Annotated in this window: 19 protein-coding genes; 6 read left to right on the top strand and 13 right to left on the bottom strand. The window is 71.9% G+C overall.

Annotation, left to right across the window (positions count from 1 at the left end; translation table 11 throughout):
- Window positions 1-164 precede the first annotated feature (164 nt).
- A complete protein-coding gene (locus tag ACWGJY_RS29015) occupies window positions 165-806 on the top strand; it encodes a superoxide dismutase (RefSeq protein WP_453263825.1) in 642 nt (213 codons plus the stop codon).
- 176 nt (window positions 807-982) lie between these two features.
- Here ACWGJY_RS29015 and ACWGJY_RS29010 read toward each other — a convergent pair whose 3' ends face one another.
- Entirely contained in the window at window positions 983-1627 is a 645-nt protein-coding gene (locus ACWGJY_RS29010) for a mycothiol-dependent nitroreductase Rv2466c family protein (RefSeq protein ID WP_453263824.1), read from the bottom strand.
- Between the two features lie 126 nt (window positions 1628-1753).
- Between ACWGJY_RS29010 and pepN (ACWGJY_RS29005) the strand changes: the two genes are divergently transcribed.
- Both pepN (ACWGJY_RS29005) and ACWGJY_RS29000 read left to right on the top strand, forming a co-directional pair.
- Window positions 1754-4342 carry an aminopeptidase N gene (gene pepN, locus ACWGJY_RS29005; protein WP_453263823.1) on the top strand — a complete coding sequence of 863 codons (2589 nt, stop codon included), beginning with the start codon at window positions 1754-1756 and terminating at the stop codon, window positions 4340-4342.
- A gap of 124 nt (window positions 4343-4466) precedes the next feature.
- Window positions 4467-5489, top strand: coding sequence for a hypothetical protein (locus ACWGJY_RS29000; protein ID WP_453263822.1), 1023 nt, complete (start codon window positions 4467-4469; stop codon window positions 5487-5489).
- 24 nt (window positions 5490-5513) lie between these two features.
- Here the strand turns inward: ACWGJY_RS29000 and ACWGJY_RS28995 are convergent, their stop codons facing one another.
- Entirely contained in the window at window positions 5514-7262 is a 1749-nt protein-coding gene (locus ACWGJY_RS28995; protein ID WP_453263821.1) for a TIGR03767 family metallophosphoesterase, read from the bottom strand.
- Window positions 7263-7731: 469 nt separating this feature from the next.
- Here ACWGJY_RS28995 and ACWGJY_RS28990 point away from each other — a divergent pair, with 469 nt between their 5' ends.
- Window positions 7732-8763 carry an aspartate-semialdehyde dehydrogenase gene (locus tag ACWGJY_RS28990; RefSeq protein WP_453263820.1) on the top strand — a complete coding sequence of 344 codons (1032 nt, stop codon included), beginning with the start codon at window positions 7732-7734 and terminating at the stop codon, window positions 8761-8763.
- A 187-nt stretch (window positions 8764-8950) separates the two neighbouring features.
- Here the strand turns inward: ACWGJY_RS28990 and ACWGJY_RS28985 are convergent, their stop codons facing one another.
- Window positions 8951-9505: a DUF1203 domain-containing protein gene (locus ACWGJY_RS28985; protein WP_453263819.1), complete on the bottom strand. Its 555-nt coding sequence runs from the start codon at window positions 9503-9505 to the stop codon at window positions 8951-8953.
- 184 nt (window positions 9506-9689) lie between these two features.
- Here ACWGJY_RS28985 and pepN (ACWGJY_RS28980) point away from each other — a divergent pair, with 184 nt between their 5' ends.
- Window positions 9690-12311, top strand: a complete 2622-nt coding sequence (gene pepN, locus ACWGJY_RS28980; RefSeq protein WP_453263818.1) for an aminopeptidase N — start codon at window positions 9690-9692, stop codon at window positions 12309-12311.
- A gap of 70 nt (window positions 12312-12381) precedes the next feature.
- On the opposite strand, the gene alc is transcribed toward pepN (ACWGJY_RS28980), so the two are convergent.
- The 7 genes from alc to ACWGJY_RS28945 form a co-directional block, all read right to left on the bottom strand.
- Window positions 12382-13527, bottom strand: a complete 1146-nt coding sequence (gene alc, locus ACWGJY_RS28975) for an allantoicase (RefSeq protein WP_453263817.1) — start codon at window positions 13525-13527, stop codon at window positions 12382-12384.
- Window positions 13528-13618: 91 nt separating this feature from the next.
- Window positions 13619-14605 carry a LysR family transcriptional regulator gene (locus ACWGJY_RS28970; RefSeq protein ID WP_453263816.1) on the bottom strand — a complete coding sequence of 329 codons (987 nt, stop codon included), beginning with the start codon at window positions 14603-14605 and terminating at the stop codon, window positions 13619-13621.
- Between the two features lie 68 nt (window positions 14606-14673).
- Complete coding sequence (locus ACWGJY_RS28965) at window positions 14674-15654, bottom strand: acyl-ACP desaturase (RefSeq protein ID WP_453263815.1); 981 nt, start codon at window positions 15652-15654, stop codon at window positions 14674-14676.
- 308 nt (window positions 15655-15962) lie between these two features.
- Window positions 15963-16211, bottom strand: a complete 249-nt coding sequence (locus ACWGJY_RS28960) for a hypothetical protein (protein ID WP_453263814.1) — start codon at window positions 16209-16211, stop codon at window positions 15963-15965.
- 278 nt (window positions 16212-16489) lie between these two features.
- A complete protein-coding gene (gene malQ / locus ACWGJY_RS28955) occupies window positions 16490-18898 on the bottom strand; it encodes a 4-alpha-glucanotransferase (protein ID WP_453263813.1) in 2409 nt (802 codons plus the stop codon).
- 6 nt (window positions 18899-18904) lie between these two features.
- Window positions 18905-19174: a hypothetical protein gene (locus ACWGJY_RS28950; RefSeq protein ID WP_453263812.1), complete on the bottom strand. Its 270-nt coding sequence runs from the start codon at window positions 19172-19174 to the stop codon at window positions 18905-18907.
- Window positions 19175-19874: 700 nt separating this feature from the next.
- Window positions 19875-20411, bottom strand: coding sequence for an HNH endonuclease (locus tag ACWGJY_RS28945; protein WP_006605595.1), 537 nt, complete (start codon window positions 20409-20411; stop codon window positions 19875-19877).
- Window positions 20412-20702: 291 nt separating this feature from the next.
- On the opposite strand from ACWGJY_RS28945, the gene ACWGJY_RS28940 reads away from it, so the two are divergent.
- Window positions 20703-21791: a mechanosensitive ion channel family protein gene (locus ACWGJY_RS28940; RefSeq protein WP_453263811.1), complete on the top strand. Its 1089-nt coding sequence runs from the start codon at window positions 20703-20705 to the stop codon at window positions 21789-21791.
- A gap of 82 nt (window positions 21792-21873) precedes the next feature.
- On the opposite strand, the gene ACWGJY_RS28935 is transcribed toward ACWGJY_RS28940, so the two are convergent.
- The 3 genes from ACWGJY_RS28935 to ACWGJY_RS28925 form a co-directional block, all read right to left on the bottom strand.
- The gene (locus ACWGJY_RS28935; RefSeq protein ID WP_453263810.1) at window positions 21874-23379 is read right to left on the bottom strand and encodes an aldehyde dehydrogenase family protein; all 1506 of its coding nucleotides are present in this window, start codon (window positions 23377-23379) and stop codon (window positions 21874-21876) included.
- 41 nt (window positions 23380-23420) lie between these two features.
- Window positions 23421-24467, bottom strand: coding sequence for an amidohydrolase family protein (locus tag ACWGJY_RS28930; RefSeq protein ID WP_453263809.1), 1047 nt, complete (start codon window positions 24465-24467; stop codon window positions 23421-23423).
- Between the two features lie 112 nt (window positions 24468-24579).
- On the bottom strand, window positions 24580-25545 hold the full coding sequence (locus ACWGJY_RS28925; protein WP_453263808.1) for a LysR family transcriptional regulator: 966 nt from the start codon (window positions 25543-25545) through the stop codon (window positions 24580-24582).
- Window positions 25546-25790: the final 245 nt, after the last annotated feature.

The raw sequence follows: 25790 nt of genomic DNA, 5'->3' as shown, positions 1-25790 counted from the left end.
GCGGGACCTCCCTCGGAGGTCCCGCCCCGCCTGCGTCTTCGGGACCGGTCCGGTGCCCATGACCGGCCGATGACCGATTGACCGGCCGATGACCGATCCTGCTGATAGCGTGCTTCTGCACATCGATTGCAATAAGAAGTCGTAAGCAGTTGGAGAGGCTCGGCATGGCCACCTACACACTTCCGGAACTTCCGTACGACTACTCGGCGCTGGCCCCGGTCATCAGCCCCGAGATCATCGAGCTGCACCACGACAAGCACCACGCGGCGTATGTGAAGGGCGCGAACGACACCCTGGAGCAGCTCGCCGAGGCGCGCGACAAGGACGCGTGGGGCACCATCAACGGCCTGGAGAAGAACCTCGCGTTCCACCTCTCCGGCCACATCCTGCACAGCATCTACTGGCACAACATGACCGGCGACGGCGGCGGTGAGCCGCTGGAGAAGGACGGCGTGGGCGAGCTGGCCGACGCGATCGCCGAGTCTTTCGGCTCGTTCGCCAGGTTCAAGGCCCAGCTGACCAAGGCCTCGGCCACCACCCAGGGCTCCGGCTGGGGGGTGCTGGCCTACGAGCCGGTCTCCGGCCGGCTGATCGTCGAGCAGATCTACGACCACCAGGGCAACGTCGGACAGGGCTCGGTCCCGGTCCTGGTCTTCGACGCCTGGGAGCACGCCTTCTACCTGCAGTACAAGAACCAGAAGGTGGACTTCATCGAGGCCATGTGGCAGGTCGTGAACTGGCAGGACGTCGCCAAGCGGTACCGCTTGGCCCGGGAGCGCGCGAACAACTTGCTGCTGGCGCCGTAACGCCGTGAGACGTCCCGCCTCGTGATCGTCTTCTCACCTTTCGCCTGGCGGGCGGAGAAACGGCCGGGCCCCACGAGGACGTGACTCGTGGGGCCCGGCCCCTGTCCGGCGGCGGACCGGCGACGGCTGGTCCGTGCCCCCGCTCCGCCGGACGGAACGGGGGCACGGGCCCGGTGTCACTCGAAATTCGGGCCCTGCGTCCGGGTCCGCTTGATCTCGTAGAAGCCGGGGATGGAAGCGACCATCAGCGTCCCGTCCCACAGCTTGGCGGCCTCCTCGCCCTTGGGGGCCGGGGTGACGACCGGGCCGAAGAAGGCGATCTGCCCCCCGTCGTGGCCGGGGACGGCGATGACCGGAGTGCCGACGTCCTGGCCGACCAGGTCGATGCCTTCCTTGTGGGAGGCGCGCAGCTGAGCGTCGTAGGTGTCCTTGTCCGCGTACTCGATCAGGCCGGCGGGCAGGCCCGCGTCGTCGAGGGCGGCGGCGATGCTCTCGGGGGTCACCCCCAGGCCCTCGTTGTGGATGCGGGCGCCGAGCGCGGTGTAGAGCTTGCCCAGGACCTCGTCGCCGTGCAGCTGCTGTGCGGCGATCACCACCCGGACCGGGCCCCAGGCCTTGCCGCCGGGGCGCATGTTCTCGCGGTACGCCTCGGGCAGCTCGTCGAGCTTGTCCTCGTTCAGTACCGCCAGGCTCATCACATGCCAGCGCACCTCGACCGGGCGGACCTTCTCCACCTCCAGCATCCAGCGGGACGTCATCCACGCCCAGGGGCACAGCGGGTCGAACCAGAAGTCTGCGGGGGTCTTCGCGGTGTCGGACACGGGATCTCCTCATAAGAGCTGTGCTACGTCGGTCGGCGGCGCTGTTCCGTGGCAGGTTCAACCGACAACGGGCATGCCATGATTCCCGGTGTTCGATATTCGAGACGAGGACAAAGGAGTCACGTCGTGCCAGGTGAGAATCTGTCCCGGGACGAGGCACGGGAACGGGGCCGGCTGCTGCGCGTCGACGCCTACGACGTGGCGCTCGACGTCCGCTCAGCGGTCGCGTCCGGTACGGCCGCAAAGACCTTCCGCTCCCGGACGACGCTGCGCTTCCGCTGTGCCGAGCCCGGCGCCGCCACCTTCGCCGACCTGCTGGCGCCGTCGGTCACCTCCGTCACCCTCAACGGCCGGGAGCTGGACCCCGCCGCGGTCTTCGACGGCACCCGGATCGCGCTGGACGCCCTGGCCGCCGAGAACACCCTCGTCGTCGACGCGCAGTGCGCCTACAGCCGCACCGGTGAGGGCCTGCACCGCTTCGTGGACCCCGAGGACGGCGAGGTCTACCTCTACACCCAGTACGAGCCGGCCGATGCCCGCCGGGTTTTCACCACCTTCGAACAGCCCGACCTCAAGGCCCCGTTCACCTTCGAGGTGACCGCCCCCGAAGGCTGGCGGGTGCTCAGCAACGGTGCGCAGGACGGCGAGTCGGAGGGCGGCCGGCACCGTTTCGCGGTGACCGAGCCGATCTCGACGTACATCACGGCCGTGGTCGCCGGCCCGTACCACTACGTGTCCGACCTCTACCGCCGCACCTTCGAGGACGGCACCGAGCTGGAGATCCCGCTCGGCGCGCTGTGCCGCAAGGGGCTGGCCAAGCACTTCGACGCGGACGACATCTTCACCGTCACCAAGCAGGGCCTGGACTTCTTCCACGACCACTTCGACTTCCCCTACCCGTTCGGGAAGTACGACAGCGCCTTCGTCCCGGAGTACAACCTCGGGGCCATGGAGAACCCGGGCTGTGTCACCTTCCGCGAGGAGTTCGTCTTCCGCGGGAGGGTGACCGAGGCGTCCTACGAGAACCGGGCCAACGTCATCCTGCACGAGATGGCGCACATGTGGTTCGGCGATCTGGTCACCATGCAGTGGTGGGACGACCTGTGGCTCAAGGAGTCCTACGCGGACTTCATGGGCGTCTTCGCGCTGGTGGAGGCGACGCGCTTCACGGGCGGCTGGATCACCTTCGCCAACCGCCGTAAGTCCTGGGCCTACCGCGCCGACCAGCTGCCCTCCACCCACCCGGTCACCGCCGACATCCGTGACCTGGAGGACGCCAAGCTCAACTTCGACGGCATCACCTACGCCAAGGGCGCGGCCGTCCTCAAGCAACTGGTCGCGTATGTGGGGCAGGACGCCTTCCTGGAGGGCGCCCGGCGCTACTTCCGGCGGCACGCCTACGGCAACACCCGGCTGACGGACCTGCTGGCGGTGCTGGAGGAGACCTCCGGGCGGGATCTGGCGGCTTGGTCCCGGGCCTGGCTCCAGACCGCGGGCGTCAACTCCCTCACACCACAGGTCACTTACGACGCCCAGGACCGGATCACCGAGCTGAGCATCCTCCAGGAGGCGGCGCCCTCGCACCCGCAGCTGCGGCCGCACCGGGTCGCGGTCGGCCTCTACCGGCGGCAGGACGCGGACTCCGCTCTGGTGCGCTACGCCCGCGCCGAGGTGGACGTCTTCGGGCCGCGGACCGCCGTGCCCGCGCTGACCGGCCTGGAACGGCCCGAGCTGGTGCTGGTCAACGACGAGGACCTGACGTACGCCAAGGTCCGCTTCGACGAGGGTTCGCTGGCCACACTGCGGGCCCGGCTCGGCGATCTGGCCGACCCGATGGCGCGGGCGCTGTGCTGGGCGGCGCTGTGGGGCCTGACCCGTGACGGGCTGATGCCGGCCCGCGACTACCTCGACCTGGTACGGCGCTTCGCCGGCCGGGAGACCGACATCGGCGTGCTGCAGTCGCTGCACGGGCAGGCGCGGACGGCGCTGGAGCAGTACTCCGCGCCGGACCGCCACGAGCGCGCCGCCCGGGAGCTTGCCGAGGGCGCGCTGCACGAGCTGCGGGTGGCCGGGCCCGGCAGCGACCACCAGCTCGCCTGGGCCCGGCACTTCACCGCCCTTGCCGCCGGCCCCGCCGATCTCCAGCTGCTCCAGGGCCTGCTGGACGGTACGGCGAAGATCGACGGCCTGGACGTGGACCAGGAGCTGCGCTGGACGATCCTGGAGCCGCTGGCCGCGCACGGCATCGTGGACGAGACCGTGATCGCCACCGAGCTGGCGCGCGACAACACCGCCTCCGGCAAGCGCCACCAGGTGCGCTGTCTGGCCGCCCGCCCCTCGGCCGGGGTCAAGGCGCAGGCGTGGGCACAGGCCGTGGAGTCCGATGCGCTCTCCAACGCCCTGGTGGAGGCGACGGTCGCCGGTTTCGGGCAGTTCGGGCAGCAGGAGCTGCTGGCCCCCTACCGGCCGCGGTACTTCGCGGCGATCGAGCGGGTGTGGCGGGAGCGTTCCATCGAGATCGCGATGGCCGTGGTGCACGGGCTGTTCCCGTCCTGGCTGGTGGAACAGGCCACGCTGGACGCCGCGGACGACTGGCTGACCGCGCACGAAGGGGCGGCACCGGCGCTGCGCCGGCTGGTCCTGGAGAAGCGGGACGACCTGGCCCGTGCGCTGCGTGCACAGGCTTGTGACGAGGCGGCCGGACCGAGGCCGTAACCCCCGTGACGACCAGCCCTTTTCGGCAGTCGAACGCCCGTACTTTAGTACAGGGTTGTCCGGTTTGTGGTACGGGCATGTAACAGCGGTTAGGGAGTGGAGCGGGCGCGGGAATCGACGGGTCATGAACCACGACACCCCGCTCTCCCCCCTCCCCCTCCGCCACCTCTCCGACGCGCAGTGCCGGGTGATGAGCACCCGTCAGCTGCGGGAGCACGGCATCCCCGCGCCGGAGGCCGCCGAACGCTGCCGCCCCGGCGGCCCCTGGCAACAACTGCTCCCCGGTATCTATCTGTTGCACCCGGGGCCGCCCACCGGCGAGGAACGGCTGCGGGCGGTCCTGTTGTACGCCAGTCACCGGGGGCCGGCGGTGCCCCGGCAGGCGGCCGAGTCCCAGGACGCCCCCGAGGCAATGATCACCGGCCTGGCGGCGCTCGCCCTGCACGGCTTCACGGAGGCACCCCCGCTGCTCGCCCTGGACCGCATCGACGTGCTCGTGGCCCGTACCCGGCGGCTGCGCTCGACCGGTTTCGCGCGGATCGTGCGGACGGTGGAGCTGCCCGTCGCGCAGGAGATCACCGGGGTGCCGGCCGCGCCGGTGCCGCGCGCGGTGGCGGACGCGGTCGGCGCGCTCACCGACGCCACGACGGTGCGCCGGCTGCTGACCGAGGCGGTACGCGGCGGCCACTGCGAGGCGACCTCCGTGGTGCGGGAGCTGAGCCGGGCCCGGCTGCTGTCCCGGCCGCACGTGGTGGACGCGGTGGACACCCTGCTGGCCGAGGGCCGGGCGCTGGCCGAGCAGCGGCTGTATGCGATGGTGCGCACCCACGGCCTGCCGGACCCGCTGTGGAACGTCGAGCTGCGGCTGCCGGGCGGGCCGCAGCTGGGCGGTGTGGACGCCTTCTGGCCGGAGCACGCGGTGGCCCTGGAGATCGACACCCGGGCCGCGCGCCCCGAGGAGGACCCGCTGCAGTCGCCGTTCTTCCACAAGCGCGAGCATCTGGAGCGGCTGGGCATCACCGTCGTGCGCTGTCTGCCGCGCACCCTGCGCACGGCCCCCGAGCAGCAGGCCGCGGTGATCCGTACGGCCCTGATGGCGGCGGGGGACCGGGAGCCCAGCGCGTATGTGGTGGTGCTGCCGCGCTGAAGCGTGCCCGGCCGGTCCGGGCGCTCAGCGCCGCTTGAGCAGCAGCTCGACGTTGCGGTCCCGGGCCGCGCCGGCGAGGTCCGTGCGGGCCTCGGGGGCGTTGAAGGACAGCTCGCGGTAGAGGGCGGCCAGTCCGGTCTGCGAGAGGTCGGTGAAGTCCGTGCGGTGCGGCGCCGCCGACTCGACCAGGGTGGTGAACAGCGACAGGGTGCCGTCGTGGTTGTCCACCAGCTCGATGACCCGGGCCAGCTGCGGAAAGTCGATGTGCGAGGCGGTGGAGATCTCCCAGAAGCTGCCGTGCGCGACGATCTCGTTCTTGTGGCTGTGGCCGTTGATCCAGCCGACGACGCGGGGGTGGGCGGCCAGCAGCTCCACCAGCTCCGCACCGCCGTGCCGCTTCTCGTGCGGGTGGGCCGGGTCGGGGCGGGTGTTGTTCATCGTCTTGCCGGTGTGGTGGCTGAAGACCAGCACATGTGCCTTCTCCCCCTTCTCGTTCTCCTGCAGGGTCCGCTCCAGCCAGCGCAGTTGCGCGTCACCGACCGAGCCGGTGTAGTGGCCGCCGGGGTCGGTGGTGTCCAGGCTGATGCCGAGGACGTCGTCGGAGACCCGGAAGGTGTAGTAGAGGCGGTTCGCGTCGAGATGCGCGGAGGTGTAGCCGTGGCCGTGCGGGCCGGGGCCGGTGTGCGCCGGGTCGAGGTGGGCGCGCAGATACTCGGCCCGGGTGAAGGGGGCGCGCCGCTCGTCGGGGGTGACCCTCCTGGCCTGCTTGGCGTGGGCCTTCAGCAGCCGCTTGAAGTCCGCGCCCTTGGGGTCGAGGCCGTCCTTGACCGCCTTCCAGACCTTGGCGGCCTCGGCGGCGGGCAGCGTCTCCAGCTTGTGGCCGCCGGTGGCGATCTCGGTGAAGAAGGGGTCGCCGGGGGCATAGCAGCCGCCGGGCAGTGAGTCGTGGTTGCCGACCGTCGAGTACCAGGGCAGCCGCAGCCCCGGGCTGTGGACGGCCCGGATCGCGGCCTTCAGGAAGCCGTCGAGCTGTGGGAAGCCCAGGTTCTTGTCGGCGTCGCGCAGCGCGCTGTCCGGCTGCCAGTAGAGCTTCAGCCCGCTGTCCTGGACACCTTCGTAGCGGCGCGGGTCGCCGGAGTTCGGGGTGATCCGGCCGCCGCTCATCGCGGTCAGGAGCCACTCCAGCTCCAGCTTGGAGTTGTTGTCGGTGTTGTCGCCGGTGGTCATCACGAAGGACAGCGGGGCACCGGTGGCGGGCCCGCCGGGCAGCGCATTGACCCGCTCGATCAGCGAGACCACCCCGGCCACCGACAGCGCCTCCTGCGGCCGCCAGGCGCTGGCCGTCTCGGCGCGCAGGTACTCGTAGCGCAGCGGGTTCTGCACATCGACCAGGTGCAGGTCGGTGAACTGCACGAACGACGCCAGTGCGGTGCGCCGCCGCTCGCGCCCGCCGTGGGCCGTGGCCAGCTCGGCGCGTATGACCCGGTCCCAGGCGGGGCCGTCGGCGAGCCGGCGGTAGCCGCCGCTGCCGCGCGGGGCGGCCACGCTGCCGAGCGTGGTGCCCCGGGTGTACGGCGTACGGGGGACCGCGGGGGCATCGACCGGGACGGGCGCGGCCGGGGCCGGGCCGGAGGTGACGGTCGCGGCCTGTGCCGACCGGTCGGGGCCGATGCCGAAGGCGAGACCGAGGCCGGTGGCGGCGCCGACGGCTCCGGTGGCGGTGAGGAACGTACGGCGGTCAAGACGGGCGGCGGCGGACCGTATACGGGACATACGCAGGCTCCCCGGGTGCGAACGCGAAGGCGGCCGGGCAGCACAACTGCCCTGTCACCTGCGATGGTTGGCATCGGGGATGACCGGTGTGTGAACGCCACCGCAACGCGGGGAGCCCATCACCGCACAGGGATCTGCCGGCCACCGGCCGGTCATGGAGCCCTGCCCGGGGGTGCGGCCGCCGGTCGCCGGCCGTTCACTCCGCGGGGTAGCGGCGCGCTGCCCACCGGCCGGTCGGTATGTCCACGACCATGCCCACGACCACACCGGCCGGCCGGTACGCCCGCGAGCCCGCCGGCGCCGGTACGCCCCGCGTGCGCACCGGCACGCTCCGTCGCCGTCCGCCCGTGCGACCCGCCACGGAACGGAACGGATTGGACAAGGCGACGGGTGTCACACACATGATGGAGGCACTACTGAGCAGGTGTTCCGAGCAGACACCCGAGCCAGGCCAGAAAGAAGGAGTCCCATGAGGATCGGAATCGTCGGAGCCACCGGACAGGTCGGCGGCGTGGTGCGGGGCATCCTCGCCGAGCGGAACTTCCCGGTCGAGCAGCTGCGGCTGTTCGCTTCGGCCCGGTCCGCCGGACGCACCCTGCCCTGGCAGGACACCGAGATCACGGTCGAGGACGCGGCCACCGCCGACTACTCGGCGCTGGACATCGTGATCTTCTCGGCCGGCGGCGCCACGTCCAAGGCGCTGGCGGAGAAGGTCGCCGACGCCGGCCCCGTCGTGATCGACAACTCCTCGGCCTGGCGCCGCGACCCCGACGTCCCGCTGGTCGTCTCCGAGGTCAACCCGTCGGCGATCACCGAGCGCCCCAAGGGGATCATCGCCAACCCGAACTGCACCACCATGGCCGCGATGCCGGTGCTGCGCCCTCTGCACGACGAGGCCGGCCTGGTGTCGCTGGTCGTCGCCACCTACCAGGCGGTCTCCGGCAGCGGTCTGGCCGGTGTGGAGGAGCTGGACGGCCAGGTCCGCAAGGCCGTCGAGCAGGACGCCACCAAGCTGACGCACGACGGCGCGGCCGTGGAGTTCCCCGAGCCGGACACGTACGTCCGCCCGATCGCCTTCAATGTGCTGCCGATGGCCGGCTCGGTCGTCGACGACGGTCTGAACGAGACCGACGAGGAGCAGAAGCTCCGCCACGAGAGCCGCAAGATCCTGGAGATCCCGGACCTGAAGGTGTCCGGCACCTGCGTCCGCGTGCCGGTCTTCACCGGCCACTCGCTGCAGGTCAACGCCCGCTTCGCGCGTCCGATCAGCCCCGCCCGCGCCCAGGAGCTGCTGGCCGGCGCCCCCGGCGTCGCCCTCTGCGAGGTGCCCACCCCGCTCCAGGCCGCCGGCCAGGACGCGTCCTTCGTGGGCCGGATCCGCACGGACGAGACCGCCGAGAACGGTCTGTCGCTGTTCGTCTCCAACGACAACCTCCGCAAGGGCGCGGCGCTGAACGCCGTCCAGATCGCGGAGCTGGTCGCGGCGGAGCTGCGCGGCTGAGCTGCGCGGCCTAGCGCACCGCATGACGGCGGGTGCCCGTACGGAGTCTCCGTACGGGCACCCGCCGTTTTTCACGGCTGCCGTTTTTCACGGCCGGCGGCTCACGGCTTTCACGACTGCCGACGGCCGGCTTTCACGGCCACCGGCCACCGTGCCACCGGCTTTCACGACTGCCGACGGCCGGCTTTCACGGCTGCCGGACCTCGAACTGGAGGCACCCGTACTCCACGGCCCGGACCTGCACCAGAGCCACCTCCGGGTCGGCGAACGCCTCCGTGAGGGCCGCGTCGAACGCGGCCTCGGCGTCCTCGGGAACCTCCAGGAGCCGGCCGCCGGTGATCTGCCCCCGGTCGTTGTAGCGGCGCAGCGTCCGCAGCGCACCGGCCCGTACGGCCGGATACCGGCCGGCCGCACGGTCCGGGCCGCCGCACGCCTCGGCATGGATGAACACCGGCCCCTGCTCGTCATACGCCCCGGGCTTCGCCCCGGTCCCGGCCGCCCAGCGGCGCAGTGGCGCATACGAGACCAGCGCCACCCGCTCGCCGCTCCGGGCCGCACGCAGACAGCAGCGCAGCAGCGACCCGACGGCATCGTGCGGCACCCCGTCCGCACGGGCGGTGAACGGCTCGGCGGGCCACCCGGCGTCATCGGTGACCCGTAGCTCCTGGAGGGCGATTTCCGGGATGGGAAGAGCGGTGTGGGCCGTGGGGTGCGGGGACAGGTGCGGTGTGTGGGTCGTCATGGGTCCAGCGTCGGCCCTGGGGGCGAGGCCGGCTGGCGGGAATCGGACGCCGTGTTCGCGGCGGCGGGCGACGGGCGGCACCCCCGGCGGTGCCCGATCGCAAACCGCCCACGATCACCGGCCCCGCCCCGTGGAAGGATGGCGGAAACGCCGCATACGAGGCCGCTTACGAGGAGATGACCTGGTGCCTGGCACGAATCTGACCCGCGACGAGGCGCAGCAGCGGGCGCGCCTGCTGACCGTGGATGCGTATGAGATCGATCTCGACCTCTCCGGCGCGCAGGAGGGGGGTACCCCGGGCGACGCCGAGAGCGGGGGTGGCACGTACCGGTCGGTGACGACGGTGCGGTTCGATGTGGCCGAGGCGGGCGCGGACTCCTTCATCGACCTGGTCGCGCCGGCCGTGCGCGAGGTGGTGCTCAACGGCGAGGCGCTGGATCCGGGCGAGGTGTTCAAGGACTCGCGGATCGCCCTGCCGGGGCTGCGGGCCGGCCGCAATGAGCTGACGGTGGTGGCGGACTGCGCCTACACCAACACCGGTGAGGGACTGCACCGCTTTGTCGACCCGGTGGACCAGCAGGCCTATCTGTACACACAGTTCGAGGTGCCGGACGCGCGGCGGGTGTACGCGTCCTTCGAACAGCCGGATCTGAAGGCGACGTTCCAGTTCACCGTGAAGGCCCCGGAGGGCTGGACGGTGATCTCCAATTCGCCGACGCCGGAGCCCGGCGAAAACATCTGGCGCTTCGCCCCGACGCCGCGGATCTCGACCTACATCACGGCGCTGATCGCCGGTCCTTACCACAGCGTGCACAGCTCGTACGAGAAGGACGGCCGGACGGTGCCGCTGGGCATCTACTGCCGGCCGTCGCTGGCCGAGCACCTGGACGCGGAGGAGATCTTCGCGGTCACCCGGCAGGGCTTCGACTGGTTCCAGGAGAAGTTCGACTACGCCTACCCGTTCGAGAAGTACGACCAGCTCTTCGTGCCGGAGTTCAATGCCGGCGCGATGGAGAACGCGGGCGCGGTGACCATCCGCGACCAGTACGTCTTCCGGTCGAAGGTGACGGACGCGGCGTACGAGGTGCGCGCGGAGACGATTCTGCACGAGCTGGCCCACATGTGGTTCGGCGACCTGGTCACCATGGAGTGGTGGAACGACCTGTGGCTGAACGAGTCGTTCGCCACCTACACCTCGATCGCCTGCCAGGCCTACGCCCCCGGCTCGAAGTGGCCGCATTCGTGGACCACGTTCGCCAACTCCATGAAGACCTGGGCCTACCGGCAGGACCAGCTGCCCTCGACCCACCCGATCATGGCCGAGATCAACGACCTCGACGATGTGCTGGTCAACTTCGACGGCATCACCTACGCCAAGGGCGCCAGCGTGCTCAAGCAGCTGGTGGCCTACGTCGGCATGGACGAGTTCTTCCAGGGCGTACAGGCGTACTTCAAGGCGCACGCGTACGGCAACACCCGGCTGTCGGACCTGCTCGGCGCGCTGGAGGAGACCAGCGGCCGGGATCTGAAGACCTGGTCGAAGAAGTGGCTGGAGACGGCCGGGATCAACATCCTGCGCCCGGAGATCGAGGTGGACGCCGAGGGCGTGATCACCTCCTTCGCGGTGCGGCAGGAGGCCCCGGCGCTGCCGGCCGGCGCCAAGGGCACGGTGTCCGATGATGCGGCTCCGCCGCGTGGGGTGCTGCGGCCGCACCGGATCGCGATCGGCGCCTATGAGCTGCAGGGCGGGAAGCTGGTCCGCACCGAGCGGATCGAACTGGACGTGGACGGCGCCCTGACCCCCGTACCGCAGCTGGTGGGCACCCGGCGGCCCGCCGTCGTCCTGCTCAACGACGACGACCTGTCCTACGCCAAGGTCCGGCTGGACGAGGAGTCGCTGAAGGTCGTCACCGAGCACCTGGGCGACTTCACCGAGTCGCTGCCGCGCGCCCTGTCGTGGGCATCGGCCTGGGACATGACGCGGGACGGCGAACTGGCCGCCCGCGACTATCTGTCGCTGGTGCTGTCCGGCATCGGCAAGGAGTCGGACATCGGCGTCGTCCAGTCGCTGCACCGCCAGGTGAAGCTGGCACTGGACCTGTACGCGGCTGCGGAGTGGCGCGAGACAGGCCTGACGACCTGGACCGCGGCGGCCCTGGAGCAGCTGCGGGCGGCCGAGCCGGGCAGCGACCACCAGCTCGCCTGGGCCCGTGCGTTCGCCGCCACGGCCCGTACGGACGGTCAGCTCGACCTGCTGCAGGGCCTGCTGGACGGGACCGAGGAGATTCCTGGGCTCGCCGTGGACACCGATCTGCGCTGGACGCTGCTCCAGCGGCTGGCCGCCACCGGGCGGGCGGACGAGAAGGCCATCGCGGCGGAGCTGGAGCGGGACAAGACCTCGGCGGGCGAGCGGTATGCCGCGACGGCCCGCGCGGCACGTCCGACGGCCGAGGCCAAGGCCGAGGCCTGGGCCTCGGTGGTGGAGTCCGACCAGCTCCCCAACTCCCTGCAGGAGGCGGTCATCGGCGGCTTTGTGCAGACCGACCAGCGGGAGCTGCTGGCGCCGTACACCGCGAAGTACTTCGCCACCGTGAAGGACATCTGGAACTCCCGCAGCCATGAGATGGCCCAGCAGGTCGCGGTGGGTCTCTACCCGGCGCTGCAGGTCTCGCAGGAGACGCTCGACGCCACGGACGCCTGGCTGGCCTCGGCCGCGCCGAGTGCGGCGCTGCGCCGGCTGATGACCGAGTCGCGGGCCGGGATCGAGCGGGCGCAGAAGGCGCAGCGGGCCGACGCGGCGGCCTGACCGGCCTTGAGGAACGCATCCGCCGGGCCCCGTCCCTCCCCCGGGGCCCGGCGGAAGCACGTGGTACGGCTCAGCCGCCGAGTGCGTCGAAGCGGCGGACGAGGGCGGCGCGGCCGGCCTCGGTGAGCGCACCGTGCAGGCGCATCCGCGCGAGACCGCCGTCGGGGAAGACGTCGAGCCGTACGTGGGTGGCGGTGGCGGTCCGCGGCAGCACGAAGCGGTGCGGGGTATCGGGCTGGAGCTTCGTCTTCGGCAGGATCTCGTACCAGGAGGCCTGGTCACAGGGGTCGCCGTCGCACCCGTACAGGGCGGCCCAGCCCGCGGAGTTGCCCTTGAGGTAGGCGGTGTCGATCTCCACGGCACGGATCTCGCCCTGCGCGGCGAGACGGAAGCGGACCCAGTCGTGGGTGCCCTTGACCCGGCGGCGGCGGTTCTCCCAGCCGTCGTCCATCTTGCGGGACAGATCGGGCTGGATGATCTGGGCGGGCGAGGAGTAGAAGCGGTCGGAGGCGTCCTCGACGGTGCCGCCGTGCATGACGGAGGCCAGGTCGAGGGTGCCGAGCGCATCGAGCCACGCCGGGTCCGGCACGACCTCGCCGTGGACCCTCAGGCGGGCTATGCCGCCGTCGGGGTGCTGCTTGAGCCGCAGGTGGGTGAAGCGGCGCTGCACGGTGACCTCGAAGCCGTTGGCGGCGTGGCCGCGGACGGGGGTGCGCGGGACCAGCTCCTCCCACTCCACCTCGTCGGCGAGCAGCTCCTCGGGCCCGGGGCTGCCGGGGAGCGCGGTGGCCTCGAGGCTGACCTGCTGCGGGTAGTTGCCGCGGAAGTGGGCGGTGTCGACGACGACCCCGTGGATCACGCCGGGGGCGGCGAGGCGGATCAGCGCCCAGTCGTGCGCGTCGTCGGCCGGGAAGGGGTGCTCGCCGTCGGCGCCACGGCGGCGCCGGGTCTCCCAGCCGTCCATGATCTTGCCCTTGTGGCCGAAGTGCTCGGGGTCGAAGACCGCCGGGCCCGGCTTGAGCAGGTTCTCGCGCTCGGCGAAGAACTCGTCGTTCGCGGCGGTCACCCCGGCGCCGAAGCGGCGGTCGGCGAGATCGATCAGCGACGTGAAGGGGAAGTCCCCGCCGCGGTAGTCGGCGTAGGGGTCTCCGCCACCGTAGGGGTTCGCGTCGTTGGCGTGCGGATCAGTGGTGTCGGCGGCCGGCTGGGGGGTCATCGTTGCCTTTCGACGGGGCGGGAGGTGCGGTCCGCTCCACGGTCGCAGCGGGCCACCCCTCAGGTCCATCGAAAGTTTTTGAGGAATACGTTCAGCTGGGCTGAACGATGGGGCCCTCCGGTGTCTGGCCGGCGGCCGCCTGCCGGAGCGCGGCCAGCACCCGGGCCGGCCCCGGCGCCCCTTCGGAGCCGCGCCGGGCGGCGGCGATCACATGGCGGCGCGGCTGGTCGGCGTGCAGCACCCGCAGCGCCACCTTGCCGCCGCGCGGTTCCGCCCGTACGCCGCGCTCCCCCGCACCGTGCCCGACGGTGCCGAGGCCGCCCGCCATCGCCATCCGGGGCACCAGCGCCACCCCCATCCCCGCCGCGACCATGGCCCAGATCGCGCTCCAGTCGGCGGCGGCATGCGCCTGCTCGGGCACGAAGCCGGCGTTTTCGCAGGCGGTGGTGGTGATCTGCGACCAGGGTCCGCTGCTGCCGAAGATCCAGGGCTCGTCCGCCAGATCGGCCAGCCGCAGCCCCGGCTCCGCGGCCAGCGGATGGCCGGCCGGCAGCGCCACGTCCAGCGGGTCGGCGAGCAGCGAGACCCGGCTGAACTTGGGGTCGCGCGGGGTGGGGGCGTGCGCCGCCAGCGACAGCGCCAGGTCGACGCTCCCCTCCGCCAGCAGCTCGTAGGCGGCCTCCGCCTCCGCCTCGCGTACGGCGACCGACAGCCCCGGGTGCGTACGGCGCAGTTCCTGTACGGCCGGGACCACCAGCGCGGGGATGGCGGTGGAGAACGCGCCGACCCGCACCTGGCCCGCCTCGCCCTGGAGGTAGCCCAGCAGGTCCGCGTCCGCGCGCTCCAGCTGGGCGAAGACCGCCTCGGCGTGCCGCAGCACCAGCTGCGCGGCGCCGGTCAGCCGTACCCGCCGGCCGTGGGCCTCCAGGAGCGTGACCCCCAGCGCCCTGGCGAGCCCGGTCAGCTGCTGGGAGACCGCCGAGGGCGTCATGTGCAGCGCCTCGGCGGTCGCGGTGACCGTGCCCAGCTCTTGGAGGGTGCGCAGGATGCGCAGCTTCTTGAGGTCCCAGTCGGCCATGCGGGCAGCGTACGCACCCGCCGCCGCGGCCACCCGCCCGCAGGCGGCGGGAGAGCGAGCCGGCCGGGTCAGCCGCGGCGGTTGGCCTCGCGGCGGGCGAGGAGGGCGGCCTGGCGCTCGTCGAACTTCCGCGCCTGGCCGTCCAGCCCGTCCATGTACAGGCCCAGCTCCTCCTGCGCCGCCAGCCCGGCCGGGCCCAGCCCGCCGATCTCCAGCACCTTCAGATGGCGCAGCACCGGCTGCAGCACATCGTCGTGGTGGATGCGCAGGTTGTAGATCCCGCCGATGGCCATCCGGGCGGCCGAGCGCTCGAAGCCGGGCATGCCGTGGCCCGGCATCCGGAAGCCGGTGACGACATCGCGCACCGCGCACATGGTCTGGTCGGGCGCCATCTCGAAGGCCGCACCGAGGAGGTTGCGGTAGAAGACCATGTGGAGGTTCTCGTCGGTGGCGATCCGGGCCAGCATCCGGTCGCAGACCGGGTCGCCGGAGTGGTGGCCGGTGTTGCGGTGCGAGATCCGGGTGGCCAGCTCCTGGAAGGCGACGTACGCCACCGAGTGCAGCATGCTGTGCCCGTTGTCGGACTCGAAGCCCTCCGACATGTGCGCCATGCGGAACCGCTCCAGCTCGTCCGGGTCGACGGCCCGGCTGGTGAGCAGGTAGTCGCGCATCACGATGCCGTGCCGGCCCTCCTCGGCGGTCCAGCGGTGCACCCAGGTGCCCCAGGCGCCGTCGCGGCCGAAGAGGCTGGCGATCTCGTGGTGGTAGCTGGGGAGGTTGTCCTCGGTGAGGAGGTTGACCACGAGGGCGATCCGGCCGATGTCACTGACCTTGGACTGCTCGGGGTCCCAGGCGTCGCCGTCCAGCGGCCCGGGGAAGTTGCGCCCGTCGCTCCACGGCACGTACTCGTGGGGCATCCAGTCCTTGGCGATCTTCAGATGGCGGTTGAGTTCCTTCTCGACGACCTCTTCGAGCGCATAGAGCAGCTGGGCGTCGCTCCAGGCGGCCTGGCCGAGCTCTCCGTTATGGCGGGCGGGGGCGATGGTCACGGGGGAACTCCTGGGGACGATGACCTACGGGTCCGTAGGTTTGACCTACGGACCCGTAGGTTACGTCATCGTAGGTTAGGGCCGGTTAAACATCACCCCCCGTTCAAACCGGCCGAAAAGCGCTCGATAGCCGCCTCGCAACCCCTTTTCCACCCGCGGAAATATCCGGGTACGACAAAGGGCGCCCACCGGTTCTTGTCACCGGTGGGCGCCCTGGCCGGGGACGCTTCCCCCGGCCGGACACGACGAAGGGCGCCCCTCGGTCCTGTGACCGAAGGGCGCCCCGAAGGTGTCGCTGGTGCCCGGCGTCAGCCCTTGGACTTGGCCTGCTTGCGGGACTTGTCGCTCGCGACGACCAGCCCGGCGATGATCAGGAACAGCACGATGGGTGCAGCGACATAGAGGCCGAGCGTCTGGATCACGCTCAGGCCCGGACCCGGGTCGTCACCATCGTCGCGGGTGAGCGCAAACGCGGGGGACGACATCAGCAGCATCAGCGCGGTGCCGGCCGTGATGGTTCCGGCGCGCAGGACATTCTTATTGACCTTGTTGCTCACGAAGTCAACGTATCGGACGCCCTGCCGCCCCGCGCGCCCGGGGTGGCACAACCTGCGGCCCCGGCCGGGCCGGGCCGGCCCGGCCGTCCACGGCCCGGCTCCGGTGCGGCGTCACCCCCGCGAGCCGGACCGGCCCGCGGGATTCCCCGACGGGTGACCCGCACGGCGTCCGCGGCCACCGGCGCCGGGATCCGCCGGTGCCCGATGGCCGTGCCCCGGGCGACACTCGTCCGTGCCCCGCCGGTCCGCGCCTGTACCCAGAAGCGCTCACCCGCTTCTCATGGAGGTCCATCAGCTGCGCCCGGGGCCCGGAACCGGTCCGCGGCAGCGGACTGCCGCTGCCCGTCGGACAGTTCCCGCATCAGCGCATGCAGACGGGGCGAGGCGGCCAGCTCTTCCAGGGTCTGCGGACGCCCGTCGGGGCCGGCAATCGGAAGGCGCCAGTTCGGGTATTCATCCCATGTCCCGGGGAGGTTCTGCGGGCGCCGGTCCCCCACCGCGTCGGGCAGCCAGACGCCCACCATCCGCGCCGGGGTGCGCAGCAGAAAGCGGTGTACGGCCTTGACCGCCGCCTCTTCGTCGCCCGCCCCTTCGGGCAGCAGACCGCGCCGCACCAACTCCCGCAGCCACTCGGCGCGTTCGTACCGGGCGCGGGAGCGCTCGCGCTCCGGCGGCCCGGCGAGCAGTCCGAGCCGTTCGCGCAGCGCGACGTCCTCGCCGGCCAGCCGGGCCGCGGTGGGCGGCAGATCGTGGGTGGTGACGGTGGCCAGACAGGCGCTGCGCCACTCCTCGGGCGCCAGGATGCGGGCCACGGCGACGGACTCGGGGGCGGCCTTCCGGGCGGGCTCCGGAGCGGACTCCGGAGCGGACTGCGGGGCGGACTGCGGGGCAGGTTCCGGGACGGACTGCGGGGCGGACTCCGGCGGCGCCCCGGCCCCGTCCCTGCCCCTGCGCCGGTCCGCGTCCTCCCGTTCCCCGGCCGCTGCCTCCTGCCCTTCAGGTGCTGTCTCCCGCCCTTCAGGTGCTGTCTCCCGCCCCCCAGCTGCCGTCTCCCACCCCCCGGCTGCCGTCTCCCGCCCCCCAGCTGCTGTCTCCCGCCCCCCGCCCTGGTAGTCCCGCTCGAACCACAGCACCGAGGTCCCCAGGACGCCCCGTTCGGCGAGCGCGCCGCGGACGCCCGGTTCGACGGTGCCCAGGTCCTCCCCGATCACCGCGGCGCCGGCCCGGTGCGCCTCCAGGGCCAGCACCGAGAGCATCGCCTCACCGTCGTAGCGGACGTAGGCGCCCTCCGTCGGCGGCCGGCCCTCCGGGACCCACCACAGCCGGAACAGCCCCATCACATGGTCGATCCGCAGCGCCCCGGCGTGCCGCAGCAGCTGGCGCAGCAGTTCCCGGTAGGGGGCGTAGCCCGCGGCGGCCAGCGCGTCCGGGCGCCAGGGCGGCAGGCCCCAGTCCTGGCCGCGCGGGTTGAAGGCGTCCGGCGGCGCCCCGATGGACATCCCGGCGGCGAAGGCGTCCTGCTGCGCCCAGGTGTCGGCGCCGGAGGGATGGACACCGACGGCGAGGTCGTGCACCAGCCCGATGCCCATCCCGGCCTCTCGCGCGGCCCGCTGCGCGGCGGCCAGCTGCTGGTCGGTGAGCCAGACCAGCCGGCAGTGGAAGTCGATCCGGTCCAGCAGCTGCGGCCGCAGCCGGGCCGTGTCCCGGGAGCGGGGATCGCGCAGCCCGGCGGGCCAGCGGCGCCAGTCGGGGCCGTGCCGCTCGGCGATCGCGCACCAGGTGGCGTGGTCCTCCAGGGCCTCGCCCTGCTCGGCGAGGAAGTCGCAGTACGCGGCCCGCCGGCCCGGACCGAGCGGGACCGTCCACAGCAGCTCCAGGGCCTCGCGCTTGAGTGCCCAGACCGCGTCCCGGTCGATCAGCGCACCCCTTTCGAGCACCCCGGCGCACAGCGCACGGGCCTGCCCGGCCAGCTCGTCGGCCCGTAACCGCGCGGCGCCGGTGAGCTGGGCGTACTCCGGGATGTGCGCGATCCGCAGATGGACCGGGTCGGGGTAGCGGCGCGAGGAGGGCCGGTAGGGGGACGGGTCGGTGGGCGGGCCGGGGACGGCCGCATGCAGCGGATTGAGCTGGACGAAGCCGGTGCCCAGGGCGCGACCGGACCACGCGGCGAGTTCGGCGAGGTCACCGAGGTCGCCCATGCCCCAGGACTGCCGGGACAGCAGGGAGTACAGCTGCACCAGGAAGCCGTGGCTGCGGCCGGGCGGCGCAGGCACCCGGTCGGGCGCGACGATCAGCCGGGCCCGGTCGCTGCGGCCGTCGGGGGCCAGGGCGTGCAGCACATGGACCCCCAGGGGCAGCCGGGCGAGCGCCGCCGGATCGGATACCCCCAGGTCTTCCACGGCCCCGCCGCCCTCGGTCTCCACCCGCAGGACGGTGCCTTCGGGGAGACGCGCGAGGCCGGGCGGGCGGTCCGGGCGGGCGACGACGGTGCGGGGAAGCAGGCCGCGGCCCGCGCCGTCCTCGTACGCGGCCAGGGCGGTGCGCACGGCGTGCGGGGTCGAGGCATCGACTCCCAGTGCGGCGAGCACGGCGACGACGGTGTCGTCGGCGATCTGGACGCTCCTGCCCGGCGAGGGCTCGTAGGACGTGGCGATGCCGTGCAGCCGGGCGAGCCGCGCGCGGCCCATGGGTCCTCAGACCTCCATGGACTCCGTACCCAGACCGGCGGCGGTCGGCTCGCTGGTCAGCGGCAGCTCGGCGGAGATCGGGACCTCGCTGGTCAGCGGGGCGGCGTCGGCGAGCGGGGGCTCGCTGGTCAGGGGCGGCTCGACGAAGCTGAAGGATCCGGAGCCGTCCAGACCGGAATCGGGGTCGGACACCCCGTCGAAGATGTCGCGCTCCATCGTCGCACCTCCCGGTTTGGAGGACAGGGCGTCGAGGAGAAGCTGAGCGGATGCGGCCACGAGGGCCTCCCGTTCATCGGTAGTGGGACACATGGGCCCTACCCACTCGACTCGATCGCAGACGCATCTGCTCACGAAACGTGACCCACGTCACATTATGCCTCACGCAGGCGATTTCACTGCGGGGAGCACCCAAGGGCGCAGAGAACGCGGAGGAAACGGGCGTCGGGACGGAAGTTCTGCGGACCGGCGAGCCCCGGCGCACCGCCCGCAGCACCGTCTGTGTCACGGCCCGTGACACCGCCTGCGTCACGGCCCGTGGCACCGCGCACGCCCCCGCCCGCACCCTGTTCACGACCGGCCGTCCGGGACCCCCGCCATCACCACGGCGCCCGGCGCCCGGCGCCCGGCTGCCCGGCGCCGGCCGGGCCGGGAGCCCGCCGTCGCCACCGCTCCACGGCGCCGCTCGTCAAGGACGCCCGTTTCGTCCGCATCCAGGGCGACAGGCGGGCCACGCGCTTCGGCTACTCGCTGTGGTCGGTGGAGGCATATGCGGTTGCGGACCACGGGTGAGACATACGGCGGGCGCGGTGGCCGCCGTGGTGGATGACGGGTGAGCCGTACGGCGGGCGGGCTGCCGTCGTGGGCGCCGCGGGACCCTCGGCACCGCGGCGGCCGGCCACGGGGCGAGGGTCCGGCGGCGTCCGCCCCGGCGGAGCGGGAGCGGCGAGGCCACCGTCAGAGACGGAGAAACCCGGACCTACGCCGATACGGCGTCGATCCGGGCCAGGGCGTCATCCGCGCCGTACGGCTGCAAATACGGCAGCCAGCGCGGGTCACGATGGCCCGTGCCGATGATCCGCCACGCCAGTCCTGACGGCGGAGCGGGCTGATGCCGCAGCCGCCAGCCGATCTCGGCGACATGGCGGTCGGCCTTGACGTGATTGCAGCGCCGGCAGGCGGCGACGACGTTTTCCCAGGTGTGCTGACCTCCGCGGCTGCGCGGGATGACGTGGTCGACGCTGGTTGCGACGCCACCGCAGTACATACAGCGCCCGCCGTCACGGGCGAACAGCGCCCGGCGGGTCAGTGGCACGGGGCCGCGAAAGGGCACCCGCACAAACCGCTTCAAGCGGACCACGCTCGGGGCGGGTATGACATGGGTCGCACTGTGCATCAGGGCGCCGGACTCCTCAAGGCTGACAGCCTTCTCATTGAGTACGAGGATGAGCGCGCGGCGGAGCGGTACGACGCCGAGCGGCTCGTACGACGCGTTGAGGACCAGGACATGCGGCACGGGTGCCTCCTTGTACGCCGGCGGCGCGTGGCTCGCGCCGGGACGATCTCCCCACAGTGTCCCCCGGTGCCTGGTGGGAGCGCCACCATGACCGAGTAACGGGTCGGAGGTGTTTTCCACCACACCCCGCCGAGCCCCGCCATATCCGGCTCATTCCCGACCGCGCACCACCTGTCCGACCCGAACAAGGGCGCGGACCGCCCCCGTTGCCCCGTTAGTGTGGTTGGTCTGCCCGGTTCCCGGTATCCCACCGAGGCCCCGGGTCTGCTGTCCCACACGGAAGGTTCGACTGTGTTCTGGTCCGCTTCGCCGGTCGCTGCCGCGCCCCTGCGCGCCGCCACCCCCGGCTCAACCGGCCCGACCTCGCTCGACGAGGCCACGGATAAGGCCACCAACGCCGCCGGCTGGGTGCAGGAGAACTGGGGGACGTGGCTCACGTCCGGCCTGCAGATTTTGCTGATCATCGTGATCGCGGTGGTGCTACGGCATGTGATCCGCCGCACGATCACCAAGCTCATCGAGCGGATGAACCGCACCGTGGCCGCCGCCCAGGGCACCGCGCTGGGCGGTCTGCTCGTCAACGCCGAGAGACGCCGGCAGCGCTCCGAAGCCATCGGGTCGGTGCTGCGCAGCGTCGCCTCCTTCGTGATCATGGGCACCGCCGCCCTGACGGTGCTCTCCGTCCTGAAGATCAACCTGGCGCCGCTGCTGGCCAGCGCCGGTGTCGCCGGTGTCGCCATCGGTTTCGGCGCCCGCAACCTCGTCACCGACTTCCTCTCCGGCGTCTTCATGATCCTTGAGGACCAGTACGGCGTCGGCGACGAGATCGACGCGGGGGTGGCCACGGGTACGGTCATCGAGGTCGGCCTGCGCGTCACCAAGCTGCGCGGCCCCAACGGCGCGATCTGGTACATCCGCAACGGTGAGGTCAAGCGGATCGGCAACCTCAGCCAGGGCTGGTCCACGGCCGTCGTCAACGTGGTGATCGCCGCCGACCAGGACCTGGAGCACGCCCGCGAGATCATCACCACCGCCGGCCAGGAGATGTCCAAGGGCGAGCCCTGGAACGAGCAGCTCTGGGAGCCGGTGGAGGTCCTCGGCCTGAGCGAGGTGCACCTCGACACGGTCACCATCAGCGTCTCGGCCAAGACCATGCCCGGCAAGGCCCCCGGCGTGGAACGCGAACTGCGCTGGCGGATCAAGCGCGCCCTGGATGCCGCCGGCGTCCACCTCGTCCCGCGCCCGGCCCCCGCGGACGAGGAAGCGGAAGCCGCGGACCCCGCCGCCGAGATGGCGGCCCCCTCGGCCCTCAACAATCCGCAGTCCCCGCAGTCCGAGGCGACCAGCCCGATAGCGGCGCCGTCGAAGACGGGGAAGTAGGCGGGTGGCACGAGGAGGGACGTCGGTGGTGTGAAGTGGCCGTGCACATCCACCCACCCGTCGACCTTCGTCATGGTTGCGCTCACTTTCCGGTGCCTTCTTCGGCGTCGCTGACTTCCAGCGACGGCGCCCAGCGGGGGATCGGGCCGGCGCCCGTCGGGATGCGCAGGGTCTTGCTGTAGCCGTATTCGTGCAGCGTTTCGCGTGCGTGCTCACGGCCGTAACCGCTGGCGCCGATCCCTCCGAAGGGGGCTCCGAAGACCGCTCGGTTGTAGTGGTTGACGAAGACGATTCCGCACTCGATGGCGCGGCTGACCCGCATCGAACGCTCGGCGTCGGTGGTGAACACGCCCGCGACGAGGCCGAATTCGGTGGCGTTGGCGATCCGGACCGCCTCGGCCTCGTCGTCGAAGGGGATCAGGGCGACCACCGGGCCGAAGATCTCCTCCCTGGCGATCCGCATGTCCGGGCGCACGCCGGTGAAGAGCGTCGGGCGCACGTAGCAGCCGCCGGCCAGTCGCGGGTGCTGTGGCAAGGGTGCCTGCGCGGCGATCGTGGCGCCTTCGGCCACGCCGGCGTCGAGGTGGTCGAGCACGCGGCGTTGCTGCTGCCGGGTGACCAGCGGGCCGACGTGTGTGCCCGGGTCCGCGCCGTCACCTACCTTCAGTCGGCGGACCGCGGCCCCGAGCCGTTGGGCGACCTGCTCGTAGCGGCTCGACTGGACCAGCACGCGGGATGCCGCGGTGCACGCCTCCCCCTGGTTGAACCAGCCGCCTTCGACGATCCAGGGGATCACCGAGTCGAGGTCGGCGTCGTCGAAGACGATCAGGGGGTTCTTTCCGCCCAGTTCGAGGAGTGCGGGCGTGAGGTTGTCCGCGACCGTCTTCAACACGGCGGTACCGGTGGTCGGGGCGCCGGTGAAAGAGACTTTCTTGACCATCGGATGGCCCGCCAGCGCCGCGCCCACCGCGCCGCCGCCCGGGATGGCGTGCACGACATCGTCGGGGAGCACCGACTGCGCGATCTCGATCACCTTCAGCACCGACAGCGGCGCCTGCTCCGGCGGCTTGAGCACGACGGCGTTCCCGACCGCGAGCGCCGGGGCGAGCTTGCCCGCCGTGTGCAGCGGTGGCCAGTTGAACGGCACGATCGCCCCGACGACCCCGTAGGGCTCCAGCGTCGTGACGTCGAGGATCGGTCCGCCGTCGTGCACCGCACCGGGCAGCGCCGTGGTCAGCCCCGCGAACAACTCGAAGATCGCGATCGCGGCCTCAAGGTCGAACCCGCGCGCCTGGGTGACCGGCTTGCCGTTGTCGCTCGACTCCAGTCGGGCGATCTCGTCGGCGTTCTCCCGCACGGCGGCGGCGATGGCGTGCAGGTACTTCGCGCGCTCGTGCGGTGGGCGTGCCTTCCACCCGAGATGGCCCGCGTATGCGGCGCGCACCGCCGCGTCGACCTCCTTCTCCCCCGCACCCTGAAGGGTGACGATGGGCATGCCGGTGGCGGGGTTCTCGACGGTGAAGCGGTCGGTCTGGTCGTCGGAGGACCACCGGTACCGCAGGATTTCGCGATCCGTTGATGCGTTCATGGTTCTTCCTCAGCAGATGAGCGGATGTGGTGTCGAGCCGCTCAGCGGTCGACCGGTGTGGGGCACATCCGGGCGGGCGCCAGGTTGAGCCGCACGGCGTTCCCGCCTGCGACGGCCGCGATGATGGCGTCGTCGAGCCCGGTGGCGTGCAGCCGCCCGACCGGATCGTGAACGCCCATGTCGAAAGGGTGATCGGAGCCGAGCAGTACGTGACCCGGGCCGGCCAGCCCGATCAGCCGTACCAATGCCTCCGGCTCGTAGACCAGTGAGTCGAAGAACAGCTCTGGCAGGTAGCTGCTGGGCCGGCATTCGGTGGTGCGGGCTTCCGGCCGGTGGGCCCAGGCGTGGTCGGCCCGGCCCAGCATGCCGGGCAGGTAGCCGCCGCCGTGGGCGGCGAGCAGCCGAAGTCCGGGGAACCGGTCGAGTACGCCGCCGACGATGACGTGGGAGAGTGCGACTGCGTGCTCGACCGGCTGGCCGACGGTGTTGGACAGATACCAGCGGGCCAGCCGATCGTCGAGCGTGCACCCCCAGGGGTGCAGGAAGACCACCGCTTCTAACTCGACGGCACGCTGCCACAACTCGTCGTAGCGGCGGTCGGAGAGCTCCAGCGGCGCGCGCCCCGTTGGGCCCGGCGCGTACGAGGACATCTCGATGCCACGCAAGCCCTGCCGGAGCACCGCGTCCTCCAGCGCCGCCGGCGCCAGCTCCGGGAACTGCTGCGGCACCGCCCCGAGGCCGGTGAGCCGGTCCGGGCGGAGCACGCAGTGCCCGGCCACGGCCTCGTTGGTCGCCTGGGCGACCTCGGCGGCGAGTACGGGGTCGGTGATCCAGTGGTGGAACTGGGTCGGTGTGACCGAGACGACCTGGGCGCCGACTCCCGCGGCGTCCATCGCGCCGAGCCGAGCCTCGACATCGACGAGGAGCGCGATCCGGTCCCGCAGTTGTGCCGTACCCACCTCGGCGGATGCGGCACCGAGGCGCCGGGCCTCCAGCGCCAGGTGGTCGGTGTGCCCCGGCCGGCCCGCGACGAGGCTTTCGACCTCGGCTGCCCACAGATGCGCGTGGACATCGACAGTGGCTGCCATCGGCTTCCCTCCGCAACGCTCGGCGACGCACTTCAGCCTGCTGTCGCCAACGCCCAGAAGGAAGCCAATCTTTGCCATGCCCGCCATAGACCACGTCTATGGGCCGCCTGTTTCAGGAGGTCGCGATGTCGTGCAGGCAGTGCCGCAGCCAGCTGTGGCCGGGGTCGTCGTCGTGCACCGGATGCCACCAGAACGCCTCGACCAGCGGCACCGCGTCGAAGGGGCAGTCGAGCACCCGGAACTCGGACCCCGCGGCGACCAGCGCCGCCACCTTCTCCTGCAACAGCGCCACCGCACCGGACGCCCGCACGAGTTCCGGCACCACCAGGAACGACTCGGCCACCGCGATCACCCGTGGCATGACACCGAGCAGCTCCATCTGCCGCCACGCCGCGGCGCGCCCCAGCCGGTCCGCGAAGGTCGCGATCCACGGCAGTGTGCGCAGGTCGTCCATGGTGAGCCGGTCGCCCACCGCCGTGTTCTCGGCGGCCACCACGCAGACCCACCGATCGGAGTGCAGATCGATCGAGCGCGGCAGGTCCAGATAGCCGTGCGGCATGAACACACCGTCCACCGTCCGCAGGTATTCCTCCTCGTCGCCGAGCGCCCGCGTCGTGACCGGCACGAACCGCACGCACACCTGCGGCGCCTCGTCCGCCACCCGGGCCACCAGGCGGGCGCCGACCGTGCCGACCCCATGGTCGGAGGAGACCACGCTGAACGTGCGGCAGCTGGTTGCCGGGGCAAACTCCGCCTCCGCGGCGAACACCCGGTCCACCGCCGCCACCGCGGTGGCCGCCAGCGGACGCAGCTGCTCGGCGAAGCGCGTCAGCCGGTAGTGGTTGCCGCTGCGGGTGAGCAGTTCGTCCCCGAAGTGGCGTCGCAACCGCGCCAACGCACTCGACAACGTCGGCTGACTGCGCCCGAGCCGCGCGGCGGCGCCGGTGACGCTCCGTTCCGTCACCAGGGCGTGCAGCGCCTGGAGTTGTGTGGATTCCAGCCCGGAAGACAACAGCGCGTCGTGTTGCGGTCCGCGCTCGTCCCGACCGTGCACCGCACCCACCGCGTTCTCGGTCACCTGTGCCTCCAACCCATGCTTGTCAGAGAACGGCCGTCCCGGCGGCGTCCTGTCGGTTGTACTCGGTGATCACTACAGCGTGACAGGCATCCGCGGTTCAAACATCCCCACCGGTCTCGACAAGACCTCCGTGCGCCGGCAGCCGAAGAAGACCGCCGTCACGAAGTCCTGGGCGAACTCCCTCATGGCGTCGCGGGTTACTGCTGGTGGCCGCTTTGGCGGAGCGGTGGGGGGTGTGCCCGCGG

The sequence above is a fragment of the Streptomyces sp. NPDC054765 genome (assembly GCF_053612065.1).
Note: the sequence above shows the minus strand (reverse complement) of the source record. Positions and strands in the feature narration are given on the sequence as shown.